Origin of the sequence: Bartonella sp. AP258QHHD (genome assembly GCF_042196145.1) — a bacterium.
In the GTDB taxonomy this organism is placed as follows: domain Bacteria; phylum Pseudomonadota; class Alphaproteobacteria; order Rhizobiales; family Rhizobiaceae; genus Bartonella.
Genome location: NZ_JBHIPR010000014.1, coordinates 153,560 through 171,782, shown reverse-complemented (window position 1 = coordinate 171,782; position 18,223 = coordinate 153,560). Strand labels below are relative to the sequence as shown.

Below are 18,223 nucleotides of genomic sequence, written 5' to 3'. Positions count from 1 at the left end.
GCTAAGAGCTGTCGCAACATTAGGGACTGGCAGAATAGTGTGAGTGGTGCCGGCTTGTTACTCCATAAGCGTAAAGATAGAGGGGGTTAATGGATTTATCGTTATACAATTCACGAATGTTATTGCGAATGGGCTTAGGGAAGACTTTGAGAGAGGTCTCTTTAAAACAAGTACGTGAATTTGCAACACAATGGCATTCTGTTTTTACGTGAAGGACATGATTCCATTAAAGACCGTCAAAAACGTGAGGCAAGCAGAGAATTCATAAGATATCGATTTTATTGTCAAACGCATTTAAAGCAATATTTTTTAATAATAAAAATTACCTATTATTTTAGATTTTGTTTATTGTGTCTGGAATAAGATCACTTTTCTTATAACGAATAGCTCCCCAAACAGAATACTCCAAAATATAACATTATTGTGTTGCAAGTTTATGTACTTGTTTTAAAGGAACATTTCTCAGTGTGCGCTTGAGTCTATTTCATAAGATTGCTTGTGAAATGGTATAAAGTATCTCTTATGAATGGTATAAAATCTACACTACCGTTATTAATAAAGGTATAAGTATTTACTAAAGCTATAAGCCGGCATTATCATTCTATTTTCCAGCTTCTCATGTTGCTGACAATCTTTTCACTTGAAAGTGTAGAGGTATTTTTATTGCTTATCTTAAGAGTTTTTATGCATATACCAATATCTCTTATGACGTACAACAAGCGCTTTTGATTGATTCATCATAAATATAAAGAAAATTTGCAATAAGCAAATTACATCTTATCTTTTGCATTCAACAAAACAACGAGTAAAGTTTTCATCTAAATCCAAGAATTTTATTTTCAATAAACCATAAATTCTTTACCAATTCTTGATTGAAGTAATGCTTTTTCTTGATAACAAGTCTTTTTTTATAAATGGAGCATTACCTTCTATCCATTTTTTATTTCAAATCTTATTTAAGGATCTAGAAATTAGGGGGTATGTTTTTTGAACTGGATATTATGAAGTTTTTTATAAAACCCATGTTCTTTTGCTAGCAATTCTTTTTGAGTACCTTGTTCAATCAGTTGTCCATTTTGTATGACCACAATTTTATGAGCACGAGCAATCGTTGAAAGGCGATGAGCAATAATGATCGTTGTGCGTCCTTTAGTAAGGTGGTGAATGGCTTCATTAATTTGTGCTTCGGTGTGTGAATCGAGCGCACTTGTTGCTTCATCAAGAATCAGAATTTCACTATCGTGAATCATTGCTCTAGCGATAGCGAGTCGTTGTTTTTGCCCCCCTGAAAGATTACAGCCATTATCACCTATCTGTGTATCATAACCATTTGGCAAACTCATAATAAAGTTATGAGCATTTGCTGCTTTTGCTGCTTCGATAATTTCGTCATCACTAGCCCCTTCTTTTCCAAGCCCGATATTATATTTAACAGTTCCTTGAAAGAGAAAAGTATCTTGTCCTACATAGGCCATCAGGTTTCTCAGAGAGCGAAATGTTGTGTAGCGAATGTCTTGATCATTAATCAATATGCGTCCTTTTGTGGGGTCATAGAGGCGCATAATAAGGTTGATAAGGGTTGATTTTCCCGAACCGGATGGTCCCACCAATGCTGTCATTTTTCCGGCTTCTATTTCTAGGTTGATGTCTTTCAATATCATTTTGTTATTAGTGTATGCAAAAGAAACATGTTCGAAACGAATAGTTCCTTGCGTTTTATTCAGATCTTTAGCTTCTTTATGTTCTACAACTGTAAGGGGACAATCGAGTATTTCAAACATCGTACGGATATTGACCAAGCCAGATTCAATTTTAACACGTACATTTGCTAGTCTTTTTGCGGGTTCATAAGCTAAAAGTAAAGCAACAATAAAGGACATAAATTCACCTTGAACACCTGCGCGTTGGGTTGCAAGATAACCGGAAAAACAAATAATACCTGCAATGGCAACACCCGTGAGTGTTTCCATAATTGGATTGGTAATAGCTTCGAGTGTTGCAATACTGTTTGTTTGTTTTTCAACATCACAAATGGCTTTGTCCATCCGTTTTTTCATGACTTCTTCTAGTGAAAAGGCCTTGATGATTCGAATGCCAACAGCCGTTTCCTGTACGATTTTGATAATTTCACCAAGTGAAAGGAGCTCTTTTTCCATCAAGCTGCGAACGCGTTTTAAAGCCATTCGAACGCCTAAAAAAGCTAGTGGTCCTACGATTAAAGTAATGGAGATTAACACAAAGTTTTGAATGAACATGACAAGCAACAGACCACTAACGGAAAGCAAATCACGTACAAAAGTTGTGATAATAGTATCAATTATATTACGTACGGCTGTCGCGTTATGAGTTACACGAACAAGAAGATCAGATGAAGTGTTATTATGATAAAAAGAGACTCCTTGTTCCATAAGTCGTGCAAAAATTTTACGCTGTTGTTCAGCAATGATACTATTGCCTGCTTTGTTTAGAAAGTAAGTTTGGAAAAAAGTTGCAACTCCTTTGAGAATAAAGATAAAAGCAATGAAGCTAGAAATCAAAACAATCATAGGAAAATTTTGTGCATCAATAATCTGATTAACAACATCCCGCATAATCCATGCACTGGTTGCTGTGGTACAAGAAATGATGATCATTGAGAAGATAGCCGCACTGTACCAACGCATATGTTTACGAAAATTTTCTCGCAAAAGGCGGATAATAAGATGTTTGTCAAAAGAGGAAATTTGTTTTTTAGCCATGAAGAGCTTCTATATTCTCTCATTATTTTATGCAAGATTGAAACACTCTTAATTAAAAAGCCCCTTAATCTTTTTTACAAAAATAGCTTTTTCTTTCAAGGTTCATCACATCAATTTCACGACGGTGAGAGTGAAGAATGTAGTGCAAAGTTTCTGTGAAAGGTATAACGAAAATTCGTTGTTCATCATTATTTTTAGTTTTCAATAAAAGGTACCGGCGAGTTTCTCTATTGTATTTACCAATTTCCATATTGTGATAGTCTTTGGCACTTGAAATGGTTCACAAAAAACATTTCTGCTTTTTTAATAATTTTATGTATCATCTCCATTTGTGATGTGTAAGCAAACAATTTTGCCGCATTGCATGATAAGAGAGATTGAAATAAGAAGACCTTACAATGTTTGAGCTTTCTCATTAATATGCAAAATAACGAATTCTTCTTATAAATTGATAAAGCATTATTAAACTCTTAAAAGGATTTATACACATTTATAAAACCTTAAAAGCACCACAAAAATTCTATGTGGTGCTTCTAAATAATACTATACACATCATTTTGATGCGTTGCATGCGAATATTATTCCAATGCAAAACTATTTAGGTGCTATCACCATCATCATTTGCCGGCCTTCAAGCTTTGGCTCCAATTCGATTTTGGCAATTTCACTTGTATCTTCTTTTACACGCTGAAGAAGCTTTAATCCAAGATCTTGGTGAGCCATCTCACGACCACGAAAACGCAAAGTAATCTTTACTTTATCACCATGATCAATAAAGCGATGAACAGCCTTGAGTTTAACTCCATAATCATGGACATCAACATTTGGGCGCATCTTAATCTCTTTGATTTCGATGACTTTTTGCTTCTTACGTGTTTCAGCAGCTTTTTTTTGGGTTTGATATTTTAATTTTCCCAAATCGATGATTTTACATACAGGTGGCTCCGCATTTGGTACAATTTCAACCAAATCAAGTCCCGCATCTGCAGCCATAGCAAGAGCTTCTTGTATCGCAACAACTCCCTGATGTTGTCCCTCATCATTGATAAGCTGAACATGAGGTACCCGAATATCCTGATTTGAACGTGGTCCGTCTTTTTGGGTAGGTGTCATTTTAAACGGTTTACGAATGGTTTATGCTCCTTAAATTTTGATTCAACTACAGTTAATTTAATATACAATTATGTACCTAAAAACAACTATAATTCGTGTTATTTTCATTATTTGATTTATTACTTTTTGGAATGATTTAGATTATAAAAGTTTTTCTCTTAATTTAAAGAAATTGTTTTATAGAGGATAAAAAATCATGGATCAAAATATTCCTTGTCAGTTTTTTTCATTTGAGAACACCGCACTTGCAGTACGCTATCGCAAGGGGCGCCAATCTCCAGGTTTGGTTTGGCTTCCTGGCTATCAATCCGATATGTTAGGAAGTAAGGCAACGTTAGTTGATCAGTTTGCTCAGAAGAATGATTTGTCTTGTTTACGTTTTGATTATTCTGGACATGGAGAATCTGAAGGTGATTTTTTTCAAGGAACAATTTCGCGTTGGGTTAAGGAAAGTTTAGCGACTTTTGAAACCTATTGTGAGGGTCCACAAATTTTGATTGGTTCCTCTATGGGGGGGTGGATTGCGCTAAGGCTTGCAATGATGCTAGCACAGAAAAATAAGAAGCTTGCTGGCATGATATTGATTGCTCCAGCACCTGATTTTACACAAACATTGGTGGAACCAAAATTAGGCCCAGAAGAATGGAAGATTTTGGAGGAGAAAGGCTATATTGAACGACCTGCAGTTGATGATACAGAGCCAATGCCCTTTACAAAAACATTGATTGAAGATGGGCGCGAAAATTGTGTTATGAAAGGATGCATTGATGTTGGATGTCCAGTCCATATTCTACAAGGGATGGAAGATGAAGATATCCCCTATCAGCATACATTGACTTTACTTGATCATTTACCTCTCCATGATGTAACATTGACACTTGTTCGTGATGCGGATCATCGCTTTTCTCGTCCACAAGATTTAGATTGCCTTGAAACAGTATTGAGATCTTTTATTAATCAGATTAATGCAAAGTAAGGGGTACATTTATTGATGAAGATAAAAATATATGAGCATTTCTAAACAGCATTTTATTTTTTCTGAGCGCTCTGTACCTGTACGGGTGCGGGAAAATAAGTATGCGCGCCGTCTTACCTTACGTATTGATGCCAGAAGTCAGGAGATTTGTGTAACAACACCACCAGCAATAAATCTCTATGCGGTTGAAAATTTTATTGAAAAGCATCGATCTTGGATTGAGGCACGTCTTGCTCATGTACAAATCTCTCATAAAAATGCTTATCTCAAAGAGGGGGCGACAATTCCCTTATTGGGTGTTTCTCATACCATAAAGCATAGAGAGGGACGTGGGGTAACAGAAATCATTACAGCAGATGCGGAGCAAGGGCCTGAAATTATTGTTTATGGTCAATTAGAATATCTCCCAAGACGCATTGCTGACGTTTTGAAAAAACAAGCGGCGCTTATTATAACGCCTTTGGTGGCACATTATGCTCATCAGGTAGAGCGTAAAGTCAAATCCATTTGTTATAAAGATACGAGAAGTCGTTGGGGCTCTTGTTCAATCGATAAGCGTCTTTCTTTTTCTTGGCGCCTTATTATGGCACCAAAAGAAGTTGTTGAGTATGTTGTTGCCCATGAAGTTGCTCATCTTGTTGAAATGAATCATGGGCCAAGATTTTGGGCTCTTTGTGAAGAGCTATGTCCTGATAGTAAAACATATCGTGCTTGGTTGAAAGAAAATGCTCCTAGACTGCATGCAATTAATTTTGATTCATATAATTTAGAGGCGTAAAAAACTTTCAAATGAAGGCAATATTTAACGGAACTTTTTGTTGAGTGTTTTGTTGAGTGTGTGCTTGCTCATGTATAATGAGGAAGCCATTGAAGCTCTCAGCACGATTGTTCTCCCCTGCTTGGTTTGCTGAGTGTCTTCAATGTTTTGCTTTATCTTTTTTGTAATTCAGCGTAATAACCCTAAGTTCCGATGACTTATAAAAAATGGGAAGGTTTTTTATGTCTGTTCTTACAGATCCACTTCAGCTATTACAGGCACTTATTCGTTGTCCTTCTGTTACACCTCATGAAGCAGGGGCTTTATCAACTTTGGAACAATTTTTGAAAAAAATGGGATTTCACGTCGATCGCCCTGTTTTTACGGATAAAAATACAGATAATGTTGAAAATCTTTATGCAAAAATGGGGAGTGAAGGACCCCATCTTATGTTTGCGGGTCATACGGATGTCGTACCGCCAGGTGCATTGGAAGATTGGACTTACCCACCTTTTGAAGCTGTTATAGATCAGGGGAAATTATATGGGCGGGGTGCTGTTGATATGAAGGGTGGTATCGCTTGTTTTATTGCGGCTCTAGCGCGAGTTCTTGAGAAACGACCCATTAAAGGAAGGGTAAGCCTTTTAATTACTGGTGACGAAGAGGGGCCTGCTGTTAATGGTACGGTAAAACTTCTCAAATGGGCAGAAAAAAAAGGCGAAAAATGGACTGCGGCTCTTGTGGGAGAACCAACAAGCGTAAAGACTGTTGGTGATATTATCAAAATTGGTCGCCGCGGATCGATTTCTGGTGTCATTACCGTGAAGGGTCGTCAAGGTCATGTTGCTTTTCCAGAGAGGGCTGCCAATCCCTTGCCTTTGGCAAGTAAGCTTATTCAAGCATTGACACAAATCGTCTTAGATAAAGGGACAGAAAATTTTCAACCCAGTAATTTAGAGCTAACAAGCATCGATACCGGTAATTTAGCGGTCAATGTTATCCCAGCGCAGACAACAGTTCATTTTAATATACGCTACAATGATCTTTGGACAAAAGAAACACTGATGAAGGAAATTGAAAAGCGTCTTGCTTTGGTGCAATCAAAAAACAATGGTGATCAATATCCCTCTTATCAGCTTGAATGGATTCCAAGTTTAGGAGATGTTTTTTTGACCAAAAATGATAAACTCATTCAAACTTTATCCAATGCTATTAAAAGTGTAACAGGGAATATACCAGAATGTTCCACTTCTGGTGGTACTTCAGATGCGCGATTTATTAAGGATTATTGCCCAGTGGTTGAATTTGGCTTACCAGGGCAAACGATGCATATGGTAGATGAGTGTGTAGCCCTTGATGCAATGGAAACACTTACTACTATTTATGAGCGTTTTATTATTGAATTTTTTGCATAAAGAAAAGGTTGCTGGTTCAAAAATACCTTTATCTTGTTGTGCCATAAGATATTGCCATTTATGGTGTGGTGATACGAGACTCGTAAAACTTAATATATTAAGTAGTCTTAGAGTAAGTAATGAATATTCTTAAGTTGGGATTCTTGCCTGTAGAGTCTTTAAGTTAAGTGAATTACATAATTGAAAAGCCAAAAGAGACCTGCTTGAAGAAGCAGAACTGTTTAGACCATATTGGATTGAAAATATTCGTTCTTTAAGGTGTAGAAAGGCGGTGCAATCATATATGGAAAACAATGAATATTATATCATCATTGTGTAGTGACAGGTTGAAGCCATGAAGACACACAAAAACATGCTGCTATTGTAAAAAGTTCGTACAACATAAATGCGCTCATTCACAGCTCATGTTTTAATATGGTTTCTGAGCTCTCACAAAAGGCACTTCTTGTTCCAATTAGACTCTCTTAGAATAAAGACTATAGGAAAAGCGCTTTAAGTTTATTTTATTTCATATATTTTGCTCTGCTTTTTTTGTCCCCAAGAACTTCCGTTGCAATATCATTACGAGATAGAAGGTGAGGTTATTTAATCAGCTTTAATATTGGTTATGATAAAGGTACACAGAAATTCTTTTGTAGCATCACGTTGACTTCTTTAGCCAAGGATTGTCCTAGTATTATTCTCAATTTTTTAATTAAATAACTTTAAAGGACGCGTATAGACACTTATAAGCATATACGCATACAAGTAAGATCATATGAGATTAACATCGTTTCACTCGCTAACAAAGCAATACCGATTCATATTTAGTATATTTGTCATTTGAGTGCATTATTTGTTTAGTAAAACTCATGATGTTGCTGTTACCTATAAATTAATACCGATCATACGGCCGCGTATCTCAAATAAATATTGGTTCAGTATTTTTTGCGATAACAGCTTTTACATGCCAGAATAGGATAAAAGCATTGTGTATATCTATTTTTTATAATCTCTGAAACAGACATACAAACATAACCTCATTGAGGGAAAATATAAAAGGTATAAAGGTGAAAATCAGCGTGCTTTTTTTACTTTCTTTTTTATTCGGCTTTACGGTTTTCAAAAGTAACTAGAGTAATATCTTTTTAAATAATCAGAGACTGATGCATGGCTTCATGCTTATTTCTCTGGTTCTTTAAATGGTGCCACGATTTCATAAAGAACAATACATTATCGTATTATGCATTCACATACTTGTTTTAAAGAAATTTTCTCAATGTTTGTCACATTTGTGCTACTACGGTGCTTATGAATGTTGTAATATAAAATCTATAATGCCTCCCCATCTTTATGTTTATGAAAAATAAAGTTAGAGCACCATACACTTTCTAGCTCAAAATATTGCAATAGCTTTTAGCACTTAAGAGTGTTCATAAGAGGCCTTTTTACTCCTTTTTTATAGTTTTTATCCACATGCTTCTCCCTTTTTAAGGTGTAAGCAAATGGCGGTAACTAGCTTGCTATAAATAGTTTTGAAATGAGAGAATCTCACGATATTCTAATCTCACCTTTGCTGTGAAAAATGATAATTATGATTAAAATAAGTATGTTGTTATAAAAACTTTAGTTTGCGAGTTGGCTGATGATGTGATCAAGAACAATACGTCCTTTGGTTGTTGCTTTTAAGCGTTGGTTATCCACCATTTCTATCAATTCTTGGTGTTGTAAATCGATCAGTTTTTCCATTGGAATGCGTTTAGGGCTTAAGGTTTCATAGCGTATAAGTTCTAAGCCTTCGCAAAGGCGTAATCCCATAAGGAGCATTTCATTTGCCTGTTGTTCAGTGGTTAAATGTTCCGTTTCAATACAGCCATGTCCTGTTGTTTCTACCAAATTAAGCCACTGTTCGGGATGCTTTTCATTTATTGTGACATAACGTTCGCGGTTTTCAAGGTGTGATGACAATGTTTTTGAACAGAAAGAGGAATGATTCGGTGTATGCTCAATGAAACGTCCATGTGCTCCTGGACCAAAGCCTGCATATTGGTGATAACGCCAATAAAGAAGATTGTGTGCTGATTCGGCACCGGGCATTGCATGGTTTGAGATTTCATAGGCAGGAAGTCCATGTAGTGCCGTTATTTCTTGAGTAAGATGATACAGATCTGCTGCTAGCTCTGATGGGGGAAGGATAAGTCTTCCTGCATCATGAAGCCGTTTAAAGGCGGTTCCTTCTTCGATCGTCAATTGATAAAGAGAAAGATGGTCCGCTGCTAAATCAATTGCTTGTACAAGTTCAGATTTCCATTGTTCAAGGGTTTGTTCGGGGCGGGCATAAATGAGATCAAAAGATAAACGTGGAAAAATTTGCCGTGCTAAAGTAATAGCGCAAAGAGCTTGTTCCACATTATGGAGTCGGCCAAGTTTGCGCAATACTTTATCATTGAGCGCTTGTATCCCTAGAGATAAGCGATTAACACCTGCCGCACGGTATCCACGAAAGCGCTCTGCTTCCACACTGGATGGATTAGCTTCTAATGTAATTTCAACTTTATCATCGACTACCCATTTTTTTGCAAGTGCTTGCAATAGGGCATCGACAGTTTGCGGCTCCATAAGAGAAGGGGTTCCTCCACCAATAAAAATACTTGTAATATGGCGTGGGCCTATTTTGTGGTATTGCGTTTCTATTTCGCGCTTAAAGGCGGTGACAAAACGTGGTTGATCAACACCATGGATGCGAACATGCGAATTAAAGTCACAATAAGGACATTTAGCTGCACAAAAGGGCCAATGAATGTAAATGCCAAAAGGTTCATTCATGAGAATGCTAAAAGGTTTTCTGCCAAAAGTTTGAAAGCACGTGCGCGATGTGAAAGAGGGGGAATATCATTACATTTCCAGTTGTGTTTTTGCTCTGTTGACATTTCTCCAAAGGTATTTTCATATCCATCGGGTAAAAAAATAGGATCAAAACCAAAGCCTTTGTCTCCCCGTGGAGGCCAAATGAACGTTCCTTCAACGCATCCGCGGAAGTAATCTGCATGAGCATCAGGCCATGCAATGCAAATGACGGATATAAAACGGCATTTCCGTTGGTTTTTTTCTCGTGCTCCGACTTTTTGGAGTTCATTTTCTATTTTTTTCATAGCTTTTGGAAAATTACGTGTACCATCGGCTTGAATTGCCCAATCAGCGGTATAAACGCCTGGCGCACCCTCCAATGCATCTACCTCTAAGCCTGAATCATCAGAGAGGGCAGGAAGTCCTGTCTTTTTTGCTGCTGAAAAAGCTTTAATATAAGCATTTTCTTCAAATGTTTTTCCTGTTTCTTTTGGTTCTGGCAAGCCCAGTTCTTTTGCCGATTGTATTATTAAACCGAAAGGCGTAATTAAAGTAGTGATTTCATGCAATTTTCCGGTGTTATGTGTAGCAATGACAAGTTTTTTATCTGCTATGCTTCTCATATAGATTTCTCCAAAAATGAAAGGGGAATTATTTTTGTGCTAAAAATCGGCTTAAATGCTCATACACACATATTCTGCTTGATTTTACATGATATGATTATTTTACATGTTTTATGATATTTTGTTCCAATAAAATTTTTTATCTTGTACGAAGATAACCTTGCAAAGATAGGAAAGACATGTCTTTTTTATGATAGCATTTTTATGGTAAATTTCCAATTTTCTGCTTGCTCTAAAGGGTAAAATTTTCTACTTACAGCGGTTTTTAATCAATCTAGATTCTTTTGACAAGTCCCTACAGCAGACCACTTTACAGATCAACTCTTATCTTAAATATTTCTCACACACTCTAACAAAAAATATTTCCTGCGTAATTTATCAAGCATCACTCTGAAAGGTAGCATTTTACAGCTCAATAGGATAATATGTTTTTATACTACTTTAGACTATTTGACCAAACCTTGGCAAAACTTATATAAGAGATGAGGATTTTAAAAATAGTGAAACAATTGTGATGAAACACAAAACTATTGATAATGAACTAAAATATCTTGATGAGCGTTCGCGTGATATTTTTCGCCATATTGTTGAAGCTTATCTTAATGATGGGGAACCTGTAGGGTCACGTAATCTTTCGCGGCTTTTGCAACAGACATTATCACCTGCAACGATTCGTAACGTGATGAGTGATCTTGAACATCTCGGTTTGATTTATGCACCACATGTTTCTGCGGGTCGAATGCCGACACAATCAGGTTTACGCTTTTTTGTTGATGCATTTATGGAAGCGGGTGATTTGCCAAACGAAGAGCGAGAAAATATTGAAATGCAAGTCAAAGAGGCTGGTCATGCACAATCGGTTGAACATTTTCTTGTTCAAGCAAGCCGAGTTCTTTCAGATCTTTCACGTGGGGCAGGGCTTGTTTTAGCAACGAAACAAGAAGGAACATTGAAACATATTGAATTTGTGCGCCTTGATAGGGAGCATGCTCTTGCCGTTTTGGTGACTCAACAAGGTGAAGTTGAAAATCGTATTGTTCATTTACCAGAAGGGGTTACTCATGCACAATTGACGGAAGCAACGAATTTTCTCAATGCCCATATCCAAGGGCGCACACTAAGTGAAGCTAAAGGGGAAATTGCCCGCTTATGTGCAGAAACACGGGCTGCACTTGATGATTTATCGCATCATCTTGTTGAAACGGGATTAGCTCTTTGGGGAGGAGAAGATGCTGATCATAAAATACACCTCATTGTTCGCGGGCGTAGCAATTTGCTTGAAGATGTAAAAGCAGAAGAAGATTTAGAACGGTTACGCCATTTGTTTGATGATCTTGAAACGCGCGAGAGTATGGCACAGCTTCTCGATTTAACGGATGAAGGTTCTGGGGTTAGAATTTTTATTGGTTCAGAAAATAAGTTATTTTCTCTTTCTGGTTCTTCTTTAGTTGTAGCACCTTATCGTGATTCACAACAAAGAGTCATTGGTGCTTTAGGTGTTATTGGTCCTACACGGCTTAATTATGCAAGGATCGTGCCCATGGTTGATTATACAGCTCAACTTGTGTCACAGTTATTGCGTTAAAACGATGCAAGTAAGTATTTGTACTATAAAAGCTCATTGTATTATATACATTGCTACCCCTTGATTTTTGTCTGTAGAATTTCGATATCGAGAATAACGAATCTTATGAAGGAATAAAATTTTTATGTCTGATGAAAAAAACAAATTTACTGACGCTTCATTTGAAAATTGTGATTTAAAAAATCCAGCTGATCGTAATACACTTAAACAGGCAGCCGATGAATTTTTAAAAACACATAAAACAGAGGAACACGAAGTCGTTGAAACAGAAAGCAATGAGGTTAGTGATCTTTTAGCGTCTTTGCAGGATGAAAATAAAGAACTGAAAGATCAGCTTTTACGTCTTGTTGCAGATATGGAAAATCTTCGACGCCGTACTATGCGAGATGTGGCGGATGCAAGAGCTTATTCCATTGCTAATTTTGCACGGGATATGTTATCGGTTTCTGACAATCTCAATCGTGCTTTGGAAGCTATTCCAGAAGGTGCACGGGAGAGTGATGCTGGTTTGAAATCATTGGCAGAAGGCGTTGAAATGACTGAACGTGCCATGATGGCAGCATTAGAACGTCATGGGGTGCAAAAAATTCATCCAGAGGGGCAAAAATTTGATCCTCACTTTCATCAAGCGATGTTTGAAATTCCCAATGCTGATGTTCCAGATAATACTGTTCAACAAGTGGTTCAGGCAGGTTATATTATCGGGGAAAGGGTACTACGTCCAGCTATAGTGGGTGTAGCTAAAGGAGGAGCAAAAGAAGCTTCTGTTGAAGCTGATTCGGCTTAAAACACATCAATAACAAACCTCTATCGTAAAATGCAGTATTCCCTGCAGTTTCATATATATAGGGTCTTTTCTCAAAGAGTTTTTAAAGGGTGTGACAAACACCCTTTTATTTTTGAAGTGGCCAATTTCCTTTTACAACATACACGGCATCGCTTGAGGGAAATGGCGATGAAAATAAAACAAAATGATCAACCTCAAAAGGAGGAAATGAAAAATTCCTTCGAAAGAACAGATAAGGAACAAGGTCTTCAGGTTTAGTATCAAGCAGTCGCGCAATAGTAATATGTGGAGTAAATTCTCTTTCATCAGGTGTTAGACCTAAATGGCTACGGATAGATTGCATCTTTTCGTGTAGAAGATTGAGAGCTTTACAAGGTTTAATGCGAATAACAAGAGAGGGGGCAGTATTTTCTGAACCAAAAATATCAAAACCATCTATTTGTAGCATAAAAGGAGAGAGCTTTATTGTGTCAAAGGCGTGCATAAGTATATCTGCGGTAGAACTTTCAACTTTGCCAAAAAAAGATAAGGTGACATGAAAATTTTGCGAATTAATCCACTGCGTATTTGGTAAGCCACTTTGCAACGACACAAGTTGTTGTGTTGTTTGTTGAGGAATTTGAAGGGCACTAAATAGACGACCCACAATATTACCTCTTTACAATGAAAAGATGCCACTCCAAGCACAATGATAGATAACGAGAGTGTGTTGTCTACCAAAGAACATAAGGCAATAGTATAGAAAAATAATGTTTAAAAAATGCTTACCATAATTATGAATATACACAGCTTATTTGTTTTAAGAAAATGGTTATGATATTGATAAGAATTGCGTTTTCAGGATCTGTATCACAATGATGTGCAATGGAAGATTACTTGTGTATTATAAAGGCTACAAAGTTAGCAGAAAATAAGAAAAGTTGATAGATTTTTGATGTGCGAAATTATTTTGACATTTATCTTTAGCCTAAAATAAAGCATACTTTAATACAAGGTAAAGAGTTCTCTTTTCTGTAAAAATTTAATTATATGATTAAGTCGGGGAATAGCCATAATACGCAAAACTATTCAAATTGGTCAAATAATGTTAGGAAAGGAAGAAAAAAATCGAGCATAACAAAATTACTATAAGCTTTTACATTTATGATAATTATGCCAATCTATAATGGATATGAATATTGGTATAAAAGCGGGAAGAGAAATTAAAATTCAAAATAATGATCGAAAGTTCCTATTTTCTAAGAATTATCATCTTTGTTTATGATGAAAAAGCACTAGTTTTCCTCTCCAAAGTTGTTATTGATGAGCTTTTCAAGAGCATTAAGAGCATCTGTTGCTTCTGGTCCTGAAACACGAATGGTGAGGTTGCAACCGGATGAAGCCGCTAGCATCATAAGTCCCATAATTGATGATCCGCCAACAATTTTCCCGTCCTTTTCAACTTCAACAGTAACATTAAAATTGTCAACAGTTTGTACAAATTTTGCAGAAGCACGTGCATGCAACCCACGTTTATTACAGATATTGAAATGACGACTTATACATGGGAGGGTATCTTTGGAAAACATTGGTATTTTATTATCCGCTATAAAATCATACTTGGTACATTAATATATTTACGCCCTGCTTCTTGTGCTATTCTTAACGCGTCTGATAATGAAATATCAGGACATTTGCGAATAGAAATCAGTTTAATAAGCATGGGCAAATTAACACCCGCAATCATTTCAACGCGTCCTTTTTCAATAGCAGGAATAGCTATATTTGATGGTGTTCCACCGAACACATCTGTTAATATGATGACGCCATGATCCGTATCTGTATCGGTTACTGCGGCTATAATATCACCTCGGCGCTGATCTATATCGTCATCGGGATAAACGCATATTGTTGCGAACTTTTCTTGTACTCCAACAACATGTTCCACGGCATGTAAAAATTCGACAGCCAGCTCACCGTGCGTTACAAGCACGAGTCCAATCATTTACGCAAACTCCTGTTAACTAATAAGACCCAACCATAGTTGGTGGGAAAGACATTGTACAAGGCTTTATCTTGCTGCCAAGAAAAATTTGCAAACAAAAGGCAAAAATTGTGATTTTTTTATCTTTAGAAAAAAATTAGACAGATTTTTGCCATACTTTTCTAAACAAAAATGCTTCAATAGCTTGACAAATGGCTGTACAATCGGCTTCACGAAGAGAGGGAAGTTTTAAAAGAGGAATGTGCAAATTTTCAAATTGAAAAGTTTTATTTGTGGAAAAACGTTCATATTCCGGACCGAGAAAAATAACACAATCGATAGTTGTGTGCTTTTCAAATTCTATCATATAAAGACCAACGCCACGAATCTCGATGCCGCCCTCTAAATTATCAGGAGTGTATCCGTGAAGCTTTCCATTTTCCGCACGCAACATTGTATAATCATCACTGATAAGCTTCGCTTCACGTTTTGACCACTCAGCGCGGTCAAGCAAAGAAAGGGTGATGGTTGATTTTCCTGATCCGGATGGACCTATAATTAACAGCCCCTTGCCGCCTAGTTGAAGGCAATTTGCGTGGAGTATTTCACATTTTGTTTTCATGTCTTTTACTTTGGATAAAAGATTTATTTAGCAAGCGGAAGCATGATAGTAAAACGTGCACCAGTTTTACACTTCCCAAGTGTAGGATCAATAATATTTTCGGCTGTAATTGTCCCATTATGAGCCTCGATGATTTGCCGACTAATAGAAAGGCCAAGTCCAGAGTTTTGTCCAAAAGCATCTTCATTTGGTCGATCTGTGTAAAAACGTTCAAAAATGCGTTCAATATTTTCTGAACGAATACCTGGGCCATTATCTTCAATGGTTAAAATAAGGATTGAAGCATGACTTTTCATAGTAATGCAAATTTTGCCACGATTCCGAGGAATAAAAGAACGCGCATTTTCAAGAAGATTTGAAATCACTTGTCCTAAACGAAGTTCATGTCCCAATACAAGATAAGCTTTTCCATGAGAACGTGGGACAATATTAAGGCTTATATCAATAGTTTGCGTATTACGATACACTTCCTGAACAGCATGAACAAGACTTTCCAAAAGCGGTGTCATATCAACAATCTCTGCGGTTTCTCGTGCAAGCTCTGCATCGAGTCGCGATGCATCAGAAATATCTGTAATCAACCGATCAAGGCGGCGCACATCATGTTGAATAATTTCCAGCAATTTTTCTTGTGCTTCTTCATTTTTAGCCAGAGGGAGCGTTTCAACAGCACTGCGTAGAGAGGTGAGAGGATTTTTTAATTCGTGGCTTACATCAGCAGCAAAGCGTTCAATGGCTTCAATACGCATATAAAGGGCATTAGTCATATCACGAATAGAAGTTGAAAGGTGACCAATTTCATCTTCACGCATTGAAAAATCAGGAATTTCTACACGCTGATTATTACCATTACGCACTCGATTAGCCGAGGCAGATAATTTACTTAATGGATGGGCAATCGTATGGGCCAAAAAGAGAGAAAGAACCAAAAGTACGCTACCTACAACGGCAAAAACTTTAAAGATAACCAGTCTTTCGCCTTTTACAATGTTATCAATATCGGAACCAGTGGTTGAAAGAAGAAGAGCTCCAACCACTGCGCGATAGCGTTGAACAGGAACGGCAACAGAAACAATTAATTGCCCTTGTCTGTTGCGTCTTTTAGCCGTAGCAAGAGATCCGTTTAATGCGCGGTACACTTCTGGATAAGCAATACCACTGGTTTTTGTTTGTTCTCTGTCAAGAGCAATACCTTTGCCATAAAATGCGCTTGAATACCATGAAGTAAGGCGATCCCACATGTTTTGTTCTGTTTTAAGTGGGGGTAAATCATAACTAAAAACTTCTCCACTAGAATAAAGAACGCGCGAATCAAGAAGGAGAGTAGCATCACGATCATAGATACGTGCTCTTGTCGTTTTAGGTGTAATAAGACGCCGTAAAAGAGGGGCAACTTGCTCAGGGTTAATAGGAAAATCCCAAGAATCGGTTGATTGAGGAGCGGGTGTAACGCTTTCACCAGTCTGTAACTCTAAGAGTTTTTGAGGGTCAATGAGGATAGAATTTGTATCTACTGTTGCAGAAGCAGCAATAGCCCCAGCAATAATTTTTCCTTGGGTACATAAACTTTTGATTTTTGCTTCAATTAAACCATCGCGAAATTGGTTAAGGTATAAAATGCCTGTAACTAAAACAGCAAGAGCAGCAATGTTTAATATAACAATGCGACGTGTGAGGCTGGAAAAAAGCAATTGTCTAAAGAGACGTTGTGTTCGAAGATGCAAACGAGCGAACATAAGAAATGGCGTTGAGGATGTACCATTAACGGTTGTTTTTTGTAAAGTTTCCAGTTGAGAATTGTCTGTCATCGATTTGATTGCCATTCAAATTTTTGCGACAAAGTAGTTTTATACCTCGTGGAAACGATAACCTACACCATAAAGTGTTTCAATCATTGCAAAATCATCATCCACTTGTTTAAACTTTTTACGCAGACGTTTAATGTGACTATCAATGGTGCGATCATCTACGTAGACTTGATCACTATAAGCAGCATCCATTAAAGCATCACGACTTTTTACAACTCCTGGTCTTTGTGCTAAGGTTTGCAGAATCAAAAATTCCGTAACGGTTAAAATAACAGGTTTATCTTTCCATGTACAGGTGTGGCGTTCTTGATCCATCACAAGATCTCCGCGTTTGAGAGAAGAGGTGGAAGAAGTTCCTGTAGAAAGCGGTTGGTTACGTGCATTAGAACGGCGTAAAATAGCTTTCACGCGTTCAATAAGAAGACGTTGGGAGAAAGGTTTAGTAATAAAATCATCAGCTCCCATTTTGAGACCAAATAATTCATCAATTTCATCATCTTTAGAGGTAAGAAAAATAACTGGAAGATCAGATTTTTGACGCAAACGACGCAAAAGTTCCATCCCATCCATTCGGGGCATTTTAATATCAAAAATAGCTAAGTGTGGAGGGTGAAGTGTGAGACCCTTGAGTGCAGATGCTCCATCTGTATAGCTTTCAACCCGATATCCTTCTGTCTCAAGCGCAAAAGATAAAGATGTCAAAATATTGCGATCATCATCAACAAGTACAATCGTTTGCGTGATTGTTGGTGTATCTTTCATGGTTTCTTAGACCTTTCTATTGCTGTGGTAGCAAATTACCCACACTTATTTATATGGGAGTTCATATTTTTTTTGCAAAACAAATATGATACAAATTGTAGCAAAGTAAAAAACCTTTTGTCATTACTGTAAAATCTTGTTTTGCTTTCATAATTTATAATGTTTCTACGTCTATTAAGATCCCTTCATTTGAGAGAAAATTTTCATAAAGGCTTTTTTTATCAAGGTTTATTACAAAGTTTATTATT

General features: G+C 37.0%; 16 protein-coding genes. 6 read left to right on the top strand and 10 right to left on the bottom strand.

Annotated elements, in window-relative coordinates:
- Positions 1-89 precede the first annotated feature (89 nt).
- Entirely contained in the window at positions 90-212 is a 123-nt protein-coding gene (locus ACFIMM_RS01715; protein ID WP_375611376.1) for a hypothetical protein, read from the top strand.
- A 759-nt stretch (positions 213-971) separates the two neighbouring features.
- Here ACFIMM_RS01715 and ACFIMM_RS01710 read toward each other — a convergent pair.
- Together ACFIMM_RS01710 and infC are read right to left on the bottom strand one after the other, a co-directional pair.
- The gene (locus ACFIMM_RS01710) at positions 972-2,738 is read right to left on the bottom strand and encodes an ABC transporter ATP-binding protein (protein WP_375682589.1); all 1,767 of its coding nucleotides are present in this window, start codon (positions 2,736-2,738) and stop codon (positions 972-974) included.
- A gap of 594 nt (positions 2,739-3,332) precedes the next feature.
- Positions 3,333-3,851 (bottom strand): translation initiation factor IF-3, encoded by a 519-nt coding sequence (gene infC, locus ACFIMM_RS01705; protein ID WP_026500140.1) that lies wholly within the window; start codon positions 3,849-3,851, stop codon positions 3,333-3,335.
- 196 nt (positions 3,852-4,047) lie between these two features.
- Here infC and ACFIMM_RS01700 point away from each other — a divergent pair, with 196 nt between their 5' ends.
- The 3 genes from ACFIMM_RS01700 to dapE all read left to right on the top strand — a co-directional run bounded on the left by ACFIMM_RS01700 (position 4,048) and on the right by dapE (position 6,999).
- A complete protein-coding gene (locus ACFIMM_RS01700; RefSeq protein WP_375612802.1) occupies positions 4,048-4,827 on the top strand; it encodes an alpha/beta hydrolase in 780 nt (259 codons plus the stop codon).
- A gap of 31 nt (positions 4,828-4,858) precedes the next feature.
- Positions 4,859-5,605 (top strand): M48 family metallopeptidase, encoded by a 747-nt coding sequence (locus ACFIMM_RS01695; protein ID WP_375611379.1) that lies wholly within the window; start codon positions 4,859-4,861, stop codon positions 5,603-5,605.
- Positions 5,606-5,826: 221 nt separating this feature from the next.
- Positions 5,827-6,999 carry a succinyl-diaminopimelate desuccinylase gene (dapE, locus tag ACFIMM_RS01690; RefSeq protein ID WP_375611380.1) on the top strand — a complete coding sequence of 391 codons (1,173 nt, stop codon included), beginning with the start codon at positions 5,827-5,829 and terminating at the stop codon, positions 6,997-6,999.
- 1,605 nt (positions 7,000-8,604) lie between these two features.
- Here the strand turns inward: dapE and hemW are convergent.
- Both hemW and rdgB read right to left on the bottom strand, forming a co-directional pair.
- Positions 8,605-9,804, bottom strand: a complete 1,200-nt coding sequence (gene hemW, locus ACFIMM_RS01685) for a radical SAM family heme chaperone HemW (protein ID WP_375638155.1) — start codon at positions 9,802-9,804, stop codon at positions 8,605-8,607.
- The gene (gene rdgB / locus ACFIMM_RS01680) at positions 9,801-10,448 is read right to left on the bottom strand and encodes an RdgB/HAM1 family non-canonical purine NTP pyrophosphatase (protein WP_375606138.1); all 648 of its coding nucleotides are present in this window, start codon (positions 10,446-10,448) and stop codon (positions 9,801-9,803) included. The genes hemW and rdgB overlap by 4 nt, the downstream gene beginning before the upstream one ends.
- Positions 10,449-10,962: 514 nt before the next feature.
- On the opposite strand from rdgB, the gene hrcA reads away from it, so the two are divergent.
- Together hrcA and grpE are read left to right on the top strand one after the other, a co-directional pair.
- Positions 10,963-12,033: a heat-inducible transcriptional repressor HrcA gene (hrcA, locus tag ACFIMM_RS01675; protein ID WP_273790224.1), complete on the top strand. Its 1,071-nt coding sequence runs from the start codon at positions 10,963-10,965 to the stop codon at positions 12,031-12,033.
- Positions 12,034-12,157: 124 nt separating this feature from the next.
- Positions 12,158-12,820: a nucleotide exchange factor GrpE gene (gene grpE, locus ACFIMM_RS01670; protein ID WP_375611384.1), complete on the top strand. Its 663-nt coding sequence runs from the start codon at positions 12,158-12,160 to the stop codon at positions 12,818-12,820.
- Positions 12,821-12,926: 106 nt separating this feature from the next.
- Here grpE and thpR read toward each other — a convergent pair whose 3' ends face one another.
- From thpR to ACFIMM_RS01640, 6 genes are all read right to left on the bottom strand, one after another.
- Positions 12,927-13,466 carry an RNA 2',3'-cyclic phosphodiesterase gene (gene thpR, locus ACFIMM_RS01665; protein ID WP_375620860.1) on the bottom strand — a complete coding sequence of 180 codons (540 nt, stop codon included), beginning with the start codon at positions 13,464-13,466 and terminating at the stop codon, positions 12,927-12,929.
- Positions 13,467-14,094: 628 nt separating this feature from the next.
- Positions 14,095-14,388 carry an HPr family phosphocarrier protein gene (locus tag ACFIMM_RS01660; RefSeq protein ID WP_012754483.1) on the bottom strand — a complete coding sequence of 98 codons (294 nt, stop codon included), beginning with the start codon at positions 14,386-14,388 and terminating at the stop codon, positions 14,095-14,097.
- A gap of 17 nt (positions 14,389-14,405) precedes the next feature.
- Complete coding sequence (locus ACFIMM_RS01655; RefSeq protein ID WP_375611386.1) at positions 14,406-14,804, bottom strand: PTS sugar transporter subunit IIA; 399 nt, start codon at positions 14,802-14,804, stop codon at positions 14,406-14,408.
- 136 nt (positions 14,805-14,940) lie between these two features.
- Positions 14,941-15,405 (bottom strand): HPr kinase/phosphatase C-terminal domain-containing protein, encoded by a 465-nt coding sequence (locus ACFIMM_RS01650; RefSeq protein WP_375628486.1) that lies wholly within the window; start codon positions 15,403-15,405, stop codon positions 14,941-14,943.
- Between the two features lie 23 nt (positions 15,406-15,428).
- Positions 15,429-17,213, bottom strand: coding sequence for a stimulus-sensing domain-containing protein (locus tag ACFIMM_RS01645; protein WP_375628484.1), 1,785 nt, complete (start codon positions 17,211-17,213; stop codon positions 15,429-15,431).
- A 39-nt stretch (positions 17,214-17,252) separates the two neighbouring features.
- Positions 17,253-17,975, bottom strand: a complete 723-nt coding sequence (locus ACFIMM_RS01640; protein WP_005774392.1) for a response regulator transcription factor — start codon at positions 17,973-17,975, stop codon at positions 17,253-17,255.
- Positions 17,976-18,223 lie beyond the last annotated feature (248 nt).

Bases quoted from the DNA above. Each gene is read 5' to 3' on its own strand.
- rdgB (WP_375606138.1), bottom strand. From the start codon at position 10,448: ATGAGAAGCATAGCAGATAAAAAACTTGTCATTGCTACACATAACACC.
- ACFIMM_RS01695 (WP_375611379.1), top strand. From the start codon at position 4,859: ATGAGCATTTCTAAACAGCATTTTATTTTTTCTGAGCGCTCTGTACCT.
- hemW (WP_375638155.1), bottom strand. From the start codon at position 9,804: ATGAATGAACCTTTTGGCATTTACATTCATTGGCCCTTTTGTGCAGCT.
- ACFIMM_RS01640 (WP_005774392.1), bottom strand. From the start codon at position 17,975: ATGAAAGATACACCAACAATCACGCAAACGATTGTACTTGTTGATGAT.
- ACFIMM_RS01715 (WP_375611376.1), top strand. From the start codon at position 90: ATGGATTTATCGTTATACAATTCACGAATGTTATTGCGAATGGGCTTA.
- ACFIMM_RS01710 (WP_375682589.1), bottom strand. From the start codon at position 2,738: ATGGCTAAAAAACAAATTTCCTCTTTTGACAAACATCTTATTATCCGC.
- ACFIMM_RS01650 (WP_375628486.1), bottom strand. From the start codon at position 15,405: ATGAAAACAAAATGTGAAATACTCCACGCAAATTGCCTTCAACTAGGC.
- infC (WP_026500140.1), bottom strand. From the start codon at position 3,851: ATGACACCTACCCAAAAAGACGGACCACGTTCAAATCAGGATATTCGG.
- ACFIMM_RS01700 (WP_375612802.1), top strand. From the start codon at position 4,048: ATGGATCAAAATATTCCTTGTCAGTTTTTTTCATTTGAGAACACCGCA.
- ACFIMM_RS01655 (WP_375611386.1), bottom strand. From the start codon at position 14,804: ATGATTGGACTCGTGCTTGTAACGCACGGTGAGCTGGCTGTCGAATTT.
- dapE (WP_375611380.1), top strand. From the start codon at position 5,827: ATGTCTGTTCTTACAGATCCACTTCAGCTATTACAGGCACTTATTCGT.
- ACFIMM_RS01660 (WP_012754483.1), bottom strand. From the start codon at position 14,388: ATGTTTTCCAAAGATACCCTCCCATGTATAAGTCGTCATTTCAATATC.
- ACFIMM_RS01645 (WP_375628484.1), bottom strand. From the start codon at position 17,213: ATGACAGACAATTCTCAACTGGAAACTTTACAAAAAACAACCGTTAAT.
- hrcA (WP_273790224.1), top strand. From the start codon at position 10,963: ATGAAACACAAAACTATTGATAATGAACTAAAATATCTTGATGAGCGT.
- grpE (WP_375611384.1), top strand. From the start codon at position 12,158: ATGTCTGATGAAAAAAACAAATTTACTGACGCTTCATTTGAAAATTGT.